At 60.8% G+C, this 13,933-nt stretch carries 16 protein-coding genes; 9 read left to right on the forward strand and 7 right to left on the reverse strand.

Annotation, left to right across the window (positions count from 1 at the left end; all coding sequences use genetic code 11):
* The first annotated feature begins 16 nt into the window (after positions 1 to 16).
* The 5 genes from N5D61_RS17705 to N5D61_RS17725 all read left to right on the forward strand — a co-directional run bounded on the left by N5D61_RS17705 (position 17) and on the right by N5D61_RS17725 (position 2,626).
* The gene (locus N5D61_RS17705) at positions 17 to 409 is read left to right on the forward strand and encodes a hypothetical protein (RefSeq protein ID WP_108237189.1); all 393 of its coding nucleotides are present in this window, start codon (positions 17 to 19) and stop codon (positions 407 to 409) included.
* 23 nt (positions 410 to 432) lie between these two features.
* On the forward strand, positions 433 to 915 hold the full coding sequence (locus N5D61_RS17710) for a transcription elongation factor GreAB (RefSeq protein ID WP_279893693.1): 483 nt from the start codon (positions 433 to 435) through the stop codon (positions 913 to 915).
* A 121-nt stretch (positions 916 to 1,036) separates the two neighbouring features.
* Entirely contained in the window at positions 1,037 to 1,243 is a 207-nt protein-coding gene (locus tag N5D61_RS17715; RefSeq protein ID WP_108237191.1) for a hypothetical protein, read from the forward strand.
* 190 nt (positions 1,244 to 1,433) lie between these two features.
* The gene (locus N5D61_RS17720; protein ID WP_279893694.1) at positions 1,434 to 1,964 is read left to right on the forward strand and encodes a DUF1003 domain-containing protein; all 531 of its coding nucleotides are present in this window, start codon (positions 1,434 to 1,436) and stop codon (positions 1,962 to 1,964) included.
* Positions 1,965 to 2,086: 122 nt separating this feature from the next.
* Positions 2,087 to 2,626 carry a PaaI family thioesterase gene (locus N5D61_RS17725; RefSeq protein ID WP_279893695.1) on the forward strand — a complete coding sequence of 180 codons (540 nt, stop codon included), beginning with the start codon at positions 2,087 to 2,089 and terminating at the stop codon, positions 2,624 to 2,626.
* Between the two features lie 11 nt (positions 2,627 to 2,637).
* On the opposite strand, the gene N5D61_RS17730 is transcribed toward N5D61_RS17725, so the two are convergent.
* Complete coding sequence (locus N5D61_RS17730; protein WP_279893696.1) at positions 2,638 to 2,976, reverse strand: DUF202 domain-containing protein; 339 nt, start codon at positions 2,974 to 2,976, stop codon at positions 2,638 to 2,640.
* The gene (locus N5D61_RS17735) at positions 2,973 to 3,377 is read right to left on the reverse strand and encodes a DUF202 domain-containing protein (RefSeq protein ID WP_279893697.1); all 405 of its coding nucleotides are present in this window, start codon (positions 3,375 to 3,377) and stop codon (positions 2,973 to 2,975) included. The genes N5D61_RS17730 and N5D61_RS17735 overlap by 4 nt, the downstream gene beginning before the upstream one ends.
* Before the next feature lie 298 nt (positions 3,378 to 3,675).
* On the opposite strand from N5D61_RS17735, the gene N5D61_RS17740 reads away from it, so the two are divergent.
* Complete coding sequence (locus tag N5D61_RS17740; protein ID WP_279893698.1) at positions 3,676 to 5,160, forward strand: diguanylate cyclase; 1,485 nt, start codon at positions 3,676 to 3,678, stop codon at positions 5,158 to 5,160.
* Between the two features lie 4 nt (positions 5,161 to 5,164).
* Here N5D61_RS17740 and N5D61_RS17745 read toward each other — a convergent pair whose 3' ends face one another.
* Positions 5,165 to 5,947, reverse strand: coding sequence for a DeoR/GlpR family DNA-binding transcription regulator (locus N5D61_RS17745; protein ID WP_279893699.1), 783 nt, complete (start codon positions 5,945 to 5,947; stop codon positions 5,165 to 5,167).
* A gap of 154 nt (positions 5,948 to 6,101) precedes the next feature.
* Between N5D61_RS17745 and N5D61_RS17750 the strand changes: the two genes are divergently transcribed.
* A complete protein-coding gene (locus N5D61_RS17750) occupies positions 6,102 to 6,896 on the forward strand; it encodes an SDR family NAD(P)-dependent oxidoreductase (RefSeq protein ID WP_279893700.1) in 795 nt (264 codons plus the stop codon).
* A gap of 139 nt (positions 6,897 to 7,035) precedes the next feature.
* Here the strand turns inward: N5D61_RS17750 and N5D61_RS17755 are convergent, their stop codons facing one another.
* Together N5D61_RS17755 and N5D61_RS17760 are read right to left on the reverse strand one after the other, a co-directional pair.
* Positions 7,036 to 7,977 (reverse strand): sensor domain-containing diguanylate cyclase, encoded by a 942-nt coding sequence (locus tag N5D61_RS17755; protein ID WP_279893701.1) that lies wholly within the window; start codon positions 7,975 to 7,977, stop codon positions 7,036 to 7,038.
* Positions 7,978 to 8,269: 292 nt separating this feature from the next.
* Complete coding sequence (locus N5D61_RS17760; protein ID WP_279893702.1) at positions 8,270 to 9,559, reverse strand: serine/threonine transporter; 1,290 nt, start codon at positions 9,557 to 9,559, stop codon at positions 8,270 to 8,272.
* A gap of 368 nt (positions 9,560 to 9,927) precedes the next feature.
* On the opposite strand from N5D61_RS17760, the gene N5D61_RS17765 reads away from it, so the two are divergent.
* Together N5D61_RS17765 and N5D61_RS17770 are read left to right on the forward strand one after the other, a co-directional pair.
* Positions 9,928 to 11,223, forward strand: a complete 1,296-nt coding sequence (locus tag N5D61_RS17765; RefSeq protein WP_108237200.1) for an MFS transporter — start codon at positions 9,928 to 9,930, stop codon at positions 11,221 to 11,223.
* Between the two features lie 27 nt (positions 11,224 to 11,250).
* On the forward strand, positions 11,251 to 12,024 hold the full coding sequence (locus tag N5D61_RS17770; protein ID WP_108237201.1) for a substrate-binding domain-containing protein: 774 nt from the start codon (positions 11,251 to 11,253) through the stop codon (positions 12,022 to 12,024).
* Here the strand turns inward: N5D61_RS17770 and N5D61_RS17775 are convergent.
* Both N5D61_RS17775 and N5D61_RS17780 read right to left on the reverse strand, forming a co-directional pair.
* Positions 12,010 to 12,918: a LysR family transcriptional regulator gene (locus N5D61_RS17775; protein ID WP_279893703.1), complete on the reverse strand. Its 909-nt coding sequence runs from the start codon at positions 12,916 to 12,918 to the stop codon at positions 12,010 to 12,012. The two genes, N5D61_RS17770 and N5D61_RS17775, sit on opposite strands and share 15 nt — an antisense overlap.
* Positions 12,919 to 13,039: 121 nt before the next feature.
* Positions 13,040 to 13,894 carry a LysR family transcriptional regulator gene (locus N5D61_RS17780; RefSeq protein WP_279893704.1) on the reverse strand — a complete coding sequence of 285 codons (855 nt, stop codon included), beginning with the start codon at positions 13,892 to 13,894 and terminating at the stop codon, positions 13,040 to 13,042.
* Positions 13,895 to 13,933 lie beyond the last annotated feature (39 nt).

The following is a 13,933-nucleotide window of genomic DNA, read 5'->3' on the forward strand; positions in this document are numbered from 1 at the left end:
AATCGGGAAGTCTGCCATGTACGTCAACCACCGCACATTGTCCGTCACGATCAAGCCGCTCACGCTCGTCTTGTCCATTGCCGCAGGCATCTGGCTCGGGGGCCTGGCTGTGATGCTCACGGGCTGGTCGATCTACACGATGCTGCCTGCCGAAAAGGCCCAGGCGCTCAATGACGCAGCCAACCGAATGACCCGTCCCGTCGAACAGACCCAACCTGAAAGCGACAATCCGATGTTCGACCAATACCGCCAGCGGCTGCGCGACAGCGAGGCGCGTCAAGCCCAGGAAGCGGAAGACGCCGAGCGCGCGCGCAGTTTCAATGGCCCGAAATGCCAATTCTGGATGCAGCAGAACCAGACCGCTCCCAGCGAGAAAAGCCGCGCCGCCATTTATCAATTCTGCGGCTGATGGCATTGAACAGGTACGCCCCCATGAATAAGCAACGGGTCCTGGAAAGGATTCTCGATCGCCTCGAAGTGGACCTGGACGTCGCCATTCGCGCCGCCCAGACGGCCTATGAGGCGGCGACCCATGAAGAAAACATCGCCGAGAACAAATACGATACCTTGGGTCTGGAGGCGTCCTACCTGGCAGCCGGTCAGGCGCGGCGCGTCGAAGAGATACGTCAGGCGCTGGCGCTGTATCGGCAGATGACACTCAAACCCTTCGATGGTGAACGGGGCATTCAGCCGGGTGACCTCGTCGCCTTGGCCTCAGCGAATGGAAGTGAACAATGGCTGTTCCTCGGCCCAGATGCCGCCGGCCTCAAACTTCAAATGGATGACAGGTGGATCACCGTCATCACACGCCGTGCGCCACTGGGGCAAAGCCTGTTGGGCAAACTCGACGGCGATGAAGTGGACGTTATGGTGAACGGCAGCCGGCAGAGGTTCGAAATTACCCAGGCACTGTGATCGATCGAACAATTTCAGGGTTGAAGGCCCCCGGTTTTTGTGGGTAAGGTGCACCGTCGCATCACAAAGGTGCACCCGGAATATGGAGCCGGGCACAAGGATTTAACCAAGGAGATATTTCATGACGAACGTCATCACCTTCCCTGACGCCCATGAACGTGATCGCCTAAAGTCCAGTGACCGCCATGGGTTGACGTATTTGAATGAAAAAGAACGCCACCTCATCGACTGCCTGCGCATGACCAGTCATGCCGGCCGCCAGTATGTCTACGACTACGCCAACATCATGCACCGTTCCAAGCCACTCTACCCCGATCGCCGGGATTGAGCCGCACGCCGTCTCAGGCTGCCTTGCTTGGGGCCCGCGGCGCACGCTCCCATCATCAACATCGCCACACCCGGCGGGCACCGGTAGGTGACAGCACTGATGCGCCATGACGTTCAGCGCCGGGTCAGTACAAAGCCAGCGGGCACGGGCCTATAGTGGGCAAACCTCTTTCTGATATCAGGAATGTTCCATGCCCGCCGTACCTCCCGAAGCCCCCGCCCAAACCGACCACCTGCGCTTTCACAAGGCCCACGCCCATCTGGCGCCGACGTTCGGCACTGACGCGTTCGCACTCAAGGCCGAAGCGTTTGCACGATTTTTTGGCACGCCCACGTTCCTGGGGGCGCAGACCTTGGTGGTACTGCTCTGGGTGGGCGCCAACCTCAGCGGCCTGGTGAGCTTCGATGTCTATCCGTTCATTCTTTTGAATCTGGCCTTCAGTCTCCAGTCGGCCTACGCCGCACCGCTGATTCTACTGGCTCAGACCCGCCAGGCCGCGCGGGACAAAGCCAGTGCCGAGGCCGACGCCCAGCACCGTGAAGCCCTCGCGGTGGCCAATGAAGAACGAATGGCCCGGGCTGCCCAGAACACGGCGCAGATGCTCGAATTGCTGGAGCAGAACACGCGGCTCACCGAAATGACCAAAGTGCTGACAGAGCGAGTCGAAGCCCTCACTGCCGATATGCACAAACATGTGTTCCGGGAGAACGGTTCCGCGTAATTGAACGCTTTGGTCACTGCATGGACATTTATGATATTGCGACCGTCATGAATGCACGGGATTATGGGTGTAATTTTTGACATCCTGCGGCTCGTGGGATGCCTTTTCCCGGAGCGCAGTCCATGCAAAACACCTCTCGCGAAGAAACCCTGGCCCTTTGGCACGAACAGGAACACGCCATGCGCGCCCGACTGGGCAAGGCCGGGAGCATGAGCCTGAGTGAGGTCGCCACGCTCACACCCCAGGCGTTTTTCGACGGCATCGGCAATGGTATCTACCCTCATCCACCCATCGGAGAATTGATGGACTTCGTGCCCATCGAATGGACGCCTGGTCGCTTCGTGTTCCAAGGCACACCCGGCCCGCAGCATTACAACCCGCTGGGTATCGTCCACGGCGGGTACGCCGCGACGCTGTTGGACTCCTGCATGGGCTGCTCGATTCACACGCAACTGAAGAAGGGCCAGGGGTACACCACCCTGGACCTGCGCATTAGCTACATCCGCGCCTTGACCGACAAGACCGGGCCGATTCGCGCCGAAGGCACGGTGGTGCACTTGGGTCGGTCGACCGCGCTGGCCGAGGGAAAGATCTACGACGCCGACGGTCGCTTGTTCGCGACCGGGACCACCACCTGCATGATTCTGGACATGAACCGCTGACAAGCCGTGGATTACCCGTATAGCACCCCATAAACTCCGACCAAACCGAGCACGATCACCGTGCTTCCCAGCACCACGACCTCACGCAGCGGCGCGGGAATCCGCTCCTGCTTCAGGCCCTTGGCGCTTTTGCGATAGCGGGCATTGAGGCCGATCTGGATAAGGATGCCCGCCGCCAGCGAAACCATGATCGGCAGCAGCGCTATCAAGCCAAAACGCGGAATCCAGCGCAGAAACAGGGTGCACACCACCAGCAGCGTCATCAACGTCCGACGCCAGGCCAACAGCGTACGCTCCGGTTGCAGACCAGGATCGTCATGGCTCAAGGTTAGCGGGGCGCGGCGGCTCATGGGGTGCCGTAAAGCAGGAACACGATCAGCCCCGCCGCCACCAGCGCGCCACCCAGCGAAAGAATCGGCACCAGTACCGGCAATGGCAGTGGCCGACGCAACCGCATGGCCCGCTCGACCTTCAGCCAGCGAACGCAGGCGCTGGCGCTCACCAGCATTGCCAGCAGCAACAGCGACAGCGCCACGGCCCTTCGCAAGCCAGGGGTGAAGACATCCCCCGTAAAGGCCTCCACCGCAATGCCACCGGCCAGAAACGCCAGCGCGGTGCGGATCCACGCCAGGAACGTACGCTCGTTGGCCAACGTGAAGCGAGGGTCGGGCTCGCAGCCACCGCCCAAGAGGGCGGCAGACACGCGATCGCGATCGGGAGCTGGGATTTTGCCGGAATCCGGAGAGTTCATGTTGCACCGAGGTCGGGTAGATGGCGTCGATCATACCGGTCATCACGACCGATGGCCCACTTTGACTGCGACATGGGTGTATCCATGGCCGCAGGGTGCTGTGACGCACGATTTTTCCCTTCAAAATCCCCGACTTGTCCTACGCTCTGTGTCAGACGGTCGCTGTTGCGATACCGTGTTAGCGGACCCATTAGCGTCCGTCCCACGGCGGGTCTGAAATCGTAGACGTCAGCGAGGGTTGGGTTTGAGACAAGTAGAAGCGACGGACTTCGACGCCAGAAATAGGCGCCTGAAGCGCATGCCTGTGCTGTGGCTGACAGGTTTTTTCACCGTTTTGGTGTGTTTCTCCATTACCAGCATCACCCTGTGGCAGCTGCGCCAGTCGCGCGCCCACGAGCTGGACATCGCCGAAATCAACGCTGCCAACCTGTCACGCTCGATGGCACAGCAGGCAGACGACACCTTCGATCAGGCCGACATTCCTGTCGTCGGTATCGTCGAGCGACTGTCCTATGACGGCCTCGGGGCGGCCAGCAGTTCGCGCATGCACGACTACCTGCGCGCCACCGCGGCCAGTGTCGAACAGATTCAAGGGCTGTTCATTTACGACAAGGACGGCAACTGGGCCGGCACGTCCATGAACCACATCCCCTCCGATGCCAACAACGCCGACCGCGAATATTTCCAGTTTCACAAGGCGATCGACAGCACCTTGCCTCATATCGGTCAGGCCATCCGCAGCCGCAGTACCGGCGACTGGATCATCCCGCTTTCACGGCGCGTGAACGACTCGGCCGGTCATTTCGCCGGGGTGGTGCTGGCGACCATCGACCTGTCCTACTTCGACCGCTTCTTCGACCGCTTCGATATCGGGCATCGGGGCGTCATCACGCTGGCGCTGGCCGACGGCACGGTGCTGACCCGTCGACCTGCGCTGGAAAACGTCAGGGGCGCGTCAATCGCCGATGGCGAACTGTTTCGCACGTATCTGAAGGAGCATTACGAGGGCACCGCCACCGTACGCTCGATCCTAGACCACCAGCTACGCATTTATGGCTACAAGCGCCTGGACCGCTACCCGCTGGTTGTGATGGCCGGGCTGTCGGAGGAGGAAGTGCTGGACGAGTGGCGGCAGTACGCGTGGCGCTCACTGGCGATCATTGTCTGCGTGGTGGTCGCCAACCTGCTGTTCGGCGTGCTGCTGTTTCAACAGATCCGCTTTGGGTTGAACGCCGAATCGCAGCTGCGCATTGCCAGCCATTCGTTGGAAAAGCTGGCGCTGCAGGACGGCCTGACCGGGTTGGCGAACCGACGTCACTTTCAAGAGATTCTCGGACTGGAGTTCGCCAACGGGGGGCCTAACCTGCACCCTTTGAGCCTGATCATGATCGATATCGACTTCTTCAAGAGCTATAACGACAACTACGGGCATGTCGCGGGGGACAAGTGCATCGTGGCGGTGGCCGAATGCATTCGCAGCAACCTCAACCGTACCGGCGACCTGGCGGTCCGGTACGGCGGAGAAGAGATGGCCGTGTTCCTGCCTTACAGCGAGGCGCAAGGCGCGTACGCCCTGGCTGAGAAAATTCGCGTGGCGGTGCTGACCCGAGGGCTCGAACACCAAGGCAACCCCGGCGGTGTCGTCAGTATCAGCCTGGGCGTTTACGGCTGTGCTGCCCAGGCGTGTCCGACCATGGAGACGTTTATCGAGCGGGCGGACGCCGCGCTCTACAGGGCCAAACACGAAGGCCGCAACCGCACAGTGCTGTGGCAGGAGGCGTGAGGGCTCAGTGGCCCGCCTGAGCCTTGACGAGCTGCGCGACCTTGCCTCGAAACAGCTCCAGGCGGTCCTCCGGCGCATCATGCTCCACCACCAGGGCACCGACGTCCTCGCAGGATGCCACCTGATAATGGGCGATGCTGGCCAGTTTTTCGTTGATCACCGCGACCACCACTTGCCCGCTGCGCGCCACGACCGCACGCTTGAACTCGGCCACATCCAGGTCGAACGCAGTCACCCCTTTCATGGCATCCAGCGCGCAAGCGCCAAGAAAGCACAGATCGAAGTTGAAGTGCGTCAGTTGCTGAATCGTCGTGTGCCCATAGGTGCTCCCGGCCACCGGGCTGAGCCGCCCACCTAGCAGGATGACCTCGACACAGGGGAGTTTCATCAACTCCACCGCGATGACCGGCGCATTGGTGGTGACGGTCAGCGTCATCTGCGGGTCAATGGCCCGGGCGATAGCCAGGTTGGTCGAACCGCCGTCGATGAAGACGTGTTGTCCCGCACTGATAAGCCCCGCGCCCGCCACGCCCAGGGTACGTTTACGCTGAGGTTCATGCTCGATCCTCGCGCTGATCGGACCGTCGGACGCCAATGAAATCGCTCCGCCGTACACCCGCTTGCAGACCCCAGACGCCGCCAGCGCACCCAGATCACGACGAATGGAATGCTCCGACACCTTGAATTCGGCGGCCAGATCAGCCGCAATCACTCGGCCATGCATCGCCAGACGCTCAGTGATCAGACGTTGACGTTCGCTCGGGAACGCTTCGGGGTTGGCAGACATAACGGCCCTCGATATCAAGCGGAATCGATCAGAAACGAGCAGGATCATCGAGGGCACGCCTCGAGATGTCAAACGTCATGGCGGATGAAGTCGCCTGAACCCCCGTTCACTGGCGCACTCCCATCTTTCTCTAGATCCCGACAGAGGTTTCAACATGAAAATCGATCTGACCGGCAAAACGGCGGTTGTCACAGGCTCTACGCTGGGTATCGGCTACGCCATTGCCAAGGGCCTGGCCGAAACGGGCGCCGACGTGATCGTCAATGGTCGTAAACAAGAGGCCATCGACGCGACGATCGCGCGCATCAAGAAAGAAGTGCCTGAGGCACGATTGCGAGGGGTCGCCACGGATGTCGGCACCACCGAAGGCTGCGAAGCATTGGTCAAGGCAGTCCCTCAGGTCGACATCCTGATCAATAACGTGGGCATCTACGGCCAGCAGGACTTTTTCGACACCCCGGACGAGGTCTGGCAGCGGTTCTTCGACGTCAATGTGATGTCCGGTATTCGCTTGTCTCGCGCCTACGCCGAGGATATGGCCAACCGGGGGTGGGGACGCATCGTGTTCATTTCTTCGGAATCGGGACTGAACATTCCCTCGGACATGATCCACTACGGCTTCACCAAGACCTCCAACCTGTCGATCTCCCGGGGCCTGGCCAAACGTCTGGCAGGCACGGGGGTGACGGTGAATGCCGTTCTACCGGGGCCGACGCTGTCCGAAGGGGTGGCCGACATGCTCAAGGATGAAGTGGAGAAATCCGGAAAAACGCTGGAAGAAAGCGCAGCTGCCTTTGTGAAGGAACATCGCCCGACCTCGATCATCCAGCGTGCTGCGACGATCGAGGAGGTGGCGAACATGGTGGTTTACGTGTCGTCGACACAGGCCTCTGCGACAACCGGCGCAGCCTTGCGCGTGGACGGCGGTGTGGTGGATACCATCGCCTGACAGCGGGCAGTCACCGTCGGTGACCAGGGGACCACACGCGTGATACCCCTGGCCTTTCCCGGCGATATCAAGGTGCCTATTCCTCCTCTTCTTCCTCGTCGTCCACCAGGGTGAACAGGGTTTCAATGCACTCCGCTCGTTAGAACTCGCCATACTCGGCGCGCATACGCCCGTTGCGCTTGACGTGGTAAAGCAGGCCATCGACTTTCTCGACGAAGGAAAGCGCGCTTTCGCCCGCAGAGGGCACAACGGTGCCGACGCCGAGGCTGAGTGTCAGCAGCGGTGACACCTCGGATTTCTCATGGGCAATCTGCTGCTGACGAACCAACTGCATGCACTTTTCCGCTACGCGATGCGCTTTGTCTTGAGCGGTTTCGGGCAACAGCCAGACGAACTCTTCGCCACCGATGCGGGCGATGAAATCGGCCGGGTCGTTGGCCGCCTCCGACAGCGCCTTGGCAACGGTGCGCAGCGCTTCGTCACCCCTGATATGGCCGTAGTGGTCGTTGTACTGCTTGAAGTAATCGATATCCATCATGATCAGTGTCAACGGCTGGCCGGTCTCCTGAGCGCGCGTCCATTCGCGTTCCAATACGGTGTCGAACATCCGCCGGTTGGCAATGCCGGTCAGGCCGTCCTGGTAGGAAAACGCTTCAAGCTGCTTCTGCAGGCGACTGAGGTGCTCTTCGGTTTTCTTGCGTTCGCTGATGTCGAACATGAAACCGATCAAAGCTTCAACCTCACCATCCTTGCGCACGACATGCACCACGTCGCGGATCCACACGTATTCGCCATCCTTGGTCAGAGCCCGATAGTCCGCTTCATGATCGACCCCGGCCTTGGACTGGGAGACGCAAAAGTTGACCACGTAATCCCGGTCATCCGGGTGCATGCGCTCCACCCAGTCATTGATCCCCATCCAACTCCCCTGCTCCCACCCCAGCAGGCTTTCAATCTGCGGCCCGATATAGCTGAAGGTGAGTGTCTGCCAATCGATACGCCATGGGATGGCCTTGGTTGACTCAAGGAGTGTCTTGTACACGTCGCTGTCAGTGCCTGACGGCAGGGATTCATCACTCATGGACGATCACGCTCGCTCAGTGAAAAGGAGTGATGACAGCATGTTGCCATCCTTCAGGGCGCGCAAGTATGGCGTCCCCGGGTTGCGAGCGCCGAATACGGCTTTGGGCTTGCCGCCTGATATCGTAGGAGCGCACTTGCCCGCGGTGGCTGGTCGTGATTCCACTAATCGTTGCTGACGACACTCAATCGCGGGCAAGCGCGCTCCTACAACGTATGTGCAAGTGCGTTTCAGTGCTCCGAGACTCGGTGAGCAAGGCGGCAGTGACGCAGGGGCACTGCCGCGCAGCGGGTCAAGCGATCAGCGAGTAGACCAGTGCCGAAATCGACACGAGACCGACGCCGACGACGAAGACGTTGGACAACGTGCCCGCGTACCGACGCATGGCAGGCACCTTACGCACGGCGTACATGGGCATCAGGAAGAGCAGCGCGGCGATGACCGGGCCGCCCAGGGTTTCGATCATCCCCAGAATGCTCGGGTTGAGGGTGGCTACCAGCCAACAGACCACGAGCATGAAGCCTGCCGTGAGGCGATCCAGCGCACGGGGCGAAGGCTGACGACCCGCCTTGATCACCAGGCCTTTCAGGCCTTCGCTGGCGCCGATGTAGTGGCCCAGGAACGACTTGGTGATCGCCACGAAGGCAATCAGTGGCGCGGCGAAGGCGATGGTCGGGTTACTGAAGTGATTGGCCAGGTAGGACAGGATCGACAGATTCTGCGCCTTGGCTTGCGCCAGTTGGTCGGGTGACAGGGTCAACACGCAACTGAAGACGAAGAACAACACCATGACCACCATCAGCAGATGGGCGCGGGCCAGGATCTGCGCGCTGCGCGTGTCGGCCTGCGCGCCGTACTGACGCTTCTGATCGACCGCAAACGCCGAAATGATCGGAGAATGGTTGAAGGAGAACACCATGACCGGGATCGCCAGCCACAGCGTGTGCACGAAGGCCGAGGGCGCAGGGATGTGGGTGGCCGTGGCGAGGATACCGCCGGTCCAGTGGGGAACGAGGAACAGTGCCAGGAACAACAAGGCGGCGATGAAGGGATAGACCATCAGGCTCATCGCCTTGACGATCATCTGCTCGCCGCATCGCACGACAGTCAGCAGCCCCATGATCAGCAAGAAGGCCAGCAGCGCGCGAGGCGGGGGCTGGATGTGCAATTGATGCTCCAGAAAACTGCCGACGGTGTTGGTCAGCGCCACGCTGTAGATGAGCAGAATCGGAAACACCGCGAAGAAGTACAGCAGGGTGATCAGGGCGCCGGCCTTTTTGCCGAAATGCTGTTCCACCACCTCGGTGATGTCCGCGCCTTCCCGACCGGACAGCACGAAACGGGTCAGGCCACGGTGGGCATAAAACGTCATGGGGAATGCCAGCACCGCCAGGATCAACAACGGCCAGAAGCCACCGATGCCTGCATTGATGGGCAGAAACAGCGTGCCTGCGCCGATGGCGGTCCCGAACAGACCAAGCATCCAGGTGGTGTCCTGGCGCTGCCATTGGGGGGTGCTCGTCGTTACGCACTCGGGCGCGGTGTCGAGGCGTGGCTCGACGCTGTTGGCCTGATCGTTCATCCGGTCGATTTCTCCGTTGCCGGTGATAGCTACAAGGTCAAAAGCGCGTCGAAAAGCTCGGCAGTCAGCGCTCCTGACCGGTTCTCTACAAGGAAAGGGGCGCGATTGTCCGGGATTGGCGTGCAGAATCAAAGGCTTGTCGGAGTAACGGTCATCGTGCTTGCTGGGCGTGGCATGTTCTGGGCAAGCGGCCACCTAATTCACGACGTGGGCTTGGAACGAGGCTGCCCTTTCCAAGCACCTGCGACAATTGATCGCAGATGCGCATCAATCGATGAAAAATCAACGTTTATCGCTGGGCTCTTTTTCCTTGAAAATCTCCGGTTACAAGCGCTTACAAAACACTCTAAAAAACGCTGGAGAACAATATGTCTCACCCAAGCCTATCTGCTAAAGGGACGTCCAAGGCCGGAATGGTCTTTCGGGTCACGTCCGGCAACTTCCTCGAACAGTTCGACTTCTTCCTCTTCGGCTTCTACGCCACACAGATCGCCGCCGCCTTCTTTCCGGCGACCAACGAATTTGCCTCGCTGATGATGACCTTCGCGGTGTTCGGAGCCGGGTTCCTGATGCGCCCGCTCGGCGCGGTGATCCTCGGGGCGTACATCGATGACGTCGGCCGTCGCAAAGGCTTGATCGTCACGCTGGCGATCATGGCCAGTGGCACTTTACTCATCGTGTTGGTGCCGGGGTACTCGACCATCGGCCTCTGGGCACCCGCGCTCGTGTTGCTGGGGCGGTTGCTCCAGGGCTTCTCCGCGGGAGCGGAAATGGGCGGCGTGTCGGTCTACCTGGCCGAAATGGCGACGCCAGGCCGCAAGGGCTTCTTCGCCAGTTGGCAGTCCGCGAGCCAACAAGTCGCCATCGTCGCGGCGGCGGCCCTGGGTTACATGCTCAACCTGTGGCTGGCACCCGCGGCCCTGTCTGAGTGGGGCTGGCGGATTCCGTTCGCCGTCGGGTGCCTGATCATCCCGTTCATCTTTCTTTTGCGCCGCAGTCTGCAGGAAACCGAAGCATTTGAAGCCCGCACCCATCGACCGACGATGAAAGCCGTGTTCGCTACGCTCTACAGCAATGCCGCCATCGTGATCCTGGGCATGCTGATGGTGGCGATGACCACCACTGCGTTCTACATGATCACCGTCTACGCGCCGACGTTCGGCAAATCGGTCTTGCAACTCTCGACCAGTGACGCGCTGATCGTCACCCTGCTGGTGGGCGTTTCCAATTTCTTCTGGCTGCCAATCGGCGGCGCCTTGAGCGACCGCTTCGGCCGCAAACCCTTGCTGATGGCCATGTCGCTGTTGACCTTGCTGACGGCCTATCCAGCCCTCTCGTTTCTCGCGCAAGCCCCCAGCTTCTCGCACATGCTGGAGGTGCTGTTGTGGTTTTCGTTCCTCTACGGCCTGTACAACGGCGCGATGATTCCAGCCCTGACGGAAATCATGCCTGCCGAAGTCCGGGTCGCGGGCTTCTCGCTCGCATACAGCCTGGCGACCGCGGTGTTCGGGGGCTTCACCCCCGCCGTCTCCACTTGGCTCATCCACACCACCGGCGATAAAGCCGCGCCTGCGTACTGGATGATCTTCGCCGCCGCCTGCGCGCTCGCAGCAACGCTGGTGCTCTACCGCCGCCTGGCGACCCGTTCTCCCGTCGCTGCATGACCCCTGTTTGAAATGAAGGAAGTCGTTATGAAACCGTTGATGAAACCCCTCACTGCCTTGCTGATGGCAGGCGTATTCAGTGCCGCAGCGCAGGCAGAAGAATTGACCGTCATGACCTCGGGAGGCTTTACCGCGGCTTACCAGGGGCTGGCGCCGCAATACGCGAAAACCACTGGCGACACCCTCAAGACCGTTCTGGGCCCGTCCATGGGCAAGGCGCAGGAAGCCATCCCGAATCGCCTGGCTCGGGGCGAGCACGCCGACGTAGTGATCATGGTTGGATACGCGCTGGATGAGTTGATCAAGCAAGGCAAGGTCGACCCGGCTTCCCGCGTCGAACTCGCGGATTCGCGGATCGGCATGGCCGTCAAAGCCGGGGCTCAGAAGCCTTCGATCGCAACGGATGCAGAACTCAAACAGGTGCTGCTGTCTGCCAAATCCGTCGCTTATTCCGACAGCGCGAGCGGCGTCTACATCCAGAACCAGTTGTTCAAGAAGCTGGGGGTCGAGGCACAACTGGCGCCCAAGAGCAGCATGATCGAACGCATCCCGGTCGCCTCTGTCGTGGCCAAGGGTGATTACGAAATCGGCTTCCAGCAGGTCGCCGAATTGCTCCCGATTCCGGGTATCACTTTCGTTGGCAAGATTCCGGAAGACGTTCAGTCGGTGACTCGCTACGCGGCGGGCATCCCGAAAAACGCCGAGCATCCGGCCGAGGCGAAAAAGCTGCTGGCTTACCTGGCCTCCCCTGAAGCGCAAGCCACCGTGCGCGCCACCGGCCTGGACTCAGTGCCTCGCTAAACGCTCGGGCAGTTCCCGAATCAAGCGTTCCAGCTCCAGCGCCGCGGGTGTCAGCGTACGCCCGCGGCGTTTCAACAAGCCCATCTGACGCACCACTTCCGGCTCGGTCAGCGCCACACTGGCGAGTATGGGGTGAGGGGGAACGGGCATCGCAATCGACGGCACTGCCGCCACGCCCAGCCCCGCCTCGACCAGCCCCAGCACCGTGGTCACATGCCGTGCTTCGCAGATACTCTCCTTCGCGGCCCTCAGGCCGGGCAACGCGCGGTCCATCACCAGCCGGTTTCCCGACGAACGATCAAGCGTGATGTAGTCGTGCTGGTAGGCCTCGGCCCAAGTGACCGACGTTCGCCCCGCCAAGGGATGATCATTGCGACAGGCGATGACGTAACGCTCTTCCATCAGCAGGTCGAATTCCACCTCGGGCGCGAGATTACCGGTGAAACTCACGCCCAGATCCGCCTCGCCCGATGTCACGGCCGCGCTCACCTCATTTGCAGAGGCGTCGATCAGCTTGAGCTTGATCTTCGGGTACTGCGCATTGAAGCTGCGAATCGCATGGGGCATGAAGTAGTACGCGGCGGAAGGCACGCAAGCGATGGTCAGCGTTCCGGTGCGCAACGCAGCGCCCTCCCCCACACTCAACAGTGCCAGATCGAGATCGTCCAGCAGGCGTTCGACCTGTGGCAGAAAAGCCCGTCCGACGTTGGTCAACGAGACCTTGCGCGTGGTTCTTTCGAACAGCTTGACGCCCAAGGCCGACTCAAGCTTCTCGACGCGTCGGCTCAGCGCGGATTGGGTGATCCCAATCGAATCGGCGGCCCGTCGGAAACTGCCTTGTTCCACGACGCCGCGAAACGCCACGAGGTCGTTCAAATCAAAGTGGATGCTCACCCGCTGCTCGGCTCTTTTGATCGCACATGAGCATCAATGGTAGTGGATCGAGGATGGCGTCGCCAAACCGGTCGCACTGGGGATTGAGCACGCAGGCGGATTCGTAGAAAGGTTCCATCCGTTACAACCGAAATGACTGCTGCATGGCGCGCGAAAGTAACCCCACCGCTTCGTCCTCTCGGCAGCCAGGATGGCGCACGAAAACGATGTCGTAATCGGGAATGGGTGGCAGGCCCTCGAGAATCTGCATGTGCGAAGTCACCTTGGCCCGGTCGATCAGGCTGATCGCCAAACCCGCTTCGACGCAGGCTTTCACCGCCTGATTCGAATGGCTTTCGAGAACGATCCGCGATGATCGACCCGACATTTTCAGCGCGTCGGTCATCGCTTCGCGATAAGGACAATCCACAGCGTGAACTGCCAGGGGTAACGGGTCGGTAAGCGTCAGGGCGGAATGCGTCGGCCCCACCCAGACGGGTGTGGTCGATGTCAGATGCACGCTGTCAGCCTCCAGCGTTCCCTTGGGCTGCGCGACGACAGCCGCTTGCAATTTGCCCCGCCGGACCCTGTCTCGCAATGCGGAACTCGGGCCAGTCTGCAGCTCCAGGACCACGTTCGGCCAAGCGGCGTTGAACGCTGGCAGGATGTCCCGAATGACATGGGCGGCGTATTCGTCCGGGACGCCCAGTGTGATCCGTCCCGCGAGGCGGGTGCCCTGCAGCTCGGCCACGGCCTGGTCATGGGTGCGCAACAGTTCAGTCGTCGAGAGCAGCAGACGTTTGCCGAGTACGGTCAGAGAAACCGACTGATTGTCACGATTGAGCAGCCGTCCTCCTGCGACCGCCTCAAGGCGCTGGATGTGAACGCTGACCGCCGCCGCGCTTTTATGCAGGTGCTCGGCCGCCGCGCTGAATTTCCCGATGCGCACGACCGCATGAAAGGTCCGCAGCAGATCGATGTCGAGGATGGCTGTCATGATTCAATATCCGTAAATAACTTCTGCATGATATTTTGA

Source organism: Pseudomonas sp. GD03842 (assembly GCF_029841165.1).
In the GTDB taxonomy this organism is placed as follows: domain Bacteria; phylum Pseudomonadota; class Gammaproteobacteria; order Pseudomonadales; family Pseudomonadaceae; genus Aquipseudomonas.

Coding starts and splice junctions, on each gene's coding strand:
- N5D61_RS17765 (WP_108237200.1), top strand. CDS start 9,928: ATGTCTCACCCAAGCCTATCTGCTAAAGGGACGTCCAAGGCCGGAATG.
- N5D61_RS17780 (WP_279893704.1), bottom strand. CDS start 13,894: ATGACAGCCATCCTCGACATCGATCTGCTGCGGACCTTTCATGCGGTC.
- N5D61_RS17745 (WP_279893699.1), bottom strand. CDS start 5,947: ATGTCTGCCAACCCCGAAGCGTTCCCGAGCGAACGTCAACGTCTGATC.
- N5D61_RS17730 (WP_279893696.1), bottom strand. CDS start 2,976: ATGAGCCGCCGCGCCCCGCTAACCTTGAGCCATGACGATCCTGGTCTG.
- N5D61_RS17770 (WP_108237201.1), top strand. CDS start 11,251: ATGAAACCGTTGATGAAACCCCTCACTGCCTTGCTGATGGCAGGCGTA.
- N5D61_RS17725 (WP_279893695.1), top strand. CDS start 2,087: ATGCAAAACACCTCTCGCGAAGAAACCCTGGCCCTTTGGCACGAACAG.
- N5D61_RS17760 (WP_279893702.1), bottom strand. CDS start 9,559: ATGAACGATCAGGCCAACAGCGTCGAGCCACGCCTCGACACCGCGCCC.
- N5D61_RS17705 (WP_108237189.1), top strand. CDS start 17: ATGTACGTCAACCACCGCACATTGTCCGTCACGATCAAGCCGCTCACG.
- N5D61_RS17750 (WP_279893700.1), top strand. CDS start 6,102: ATGAAAATCGATCTGACCGGCAAAACGGCGGTTGTCACAGGCTCTACG.
- N5D61_RS17720 (WP_279893694.1), top strand. CDS start 1,434: ATGCCCGCCGTACCTCCCGAAGCCCCCGCCCAAACCGACCACCTGCGC.
- N5D61_RS17710 (WP_279893693.1), top strand. CDS start 433: ATGAATAAGCAACGGGTCCTGGAAAGGATTCTCGATCGCCTCGAAGTG.
- N5D61_RS17755 (WP_279893701.1), bottom strand. CDS start 7,977: ATGAGTGATGAATCCCTGCCGTCAGGCACTGACAGCGACGTGTACAAG.
- N5D61_RS17740 (WP_279893698.1), top strand. CDS start 3,676: ATGCCTGTGCTGTGGCTGACAGGTTTTTTCACCGTTTTGGTGTGTTTC.
- N5D61_RS17735 (WP_279893697.1), bottom strand. CDS start 3,377: ATGAACTCTCCGGATTCCGGCAAAATCCCAGCTCCCGATCGCGATCGC.
- N5D61_RS17715 (WP_108237191.1), top strand. CDS start 1,037: ATGACGAACGTCATCACCTTCCCTGACGCCCATGAACGTGATCGCCTA.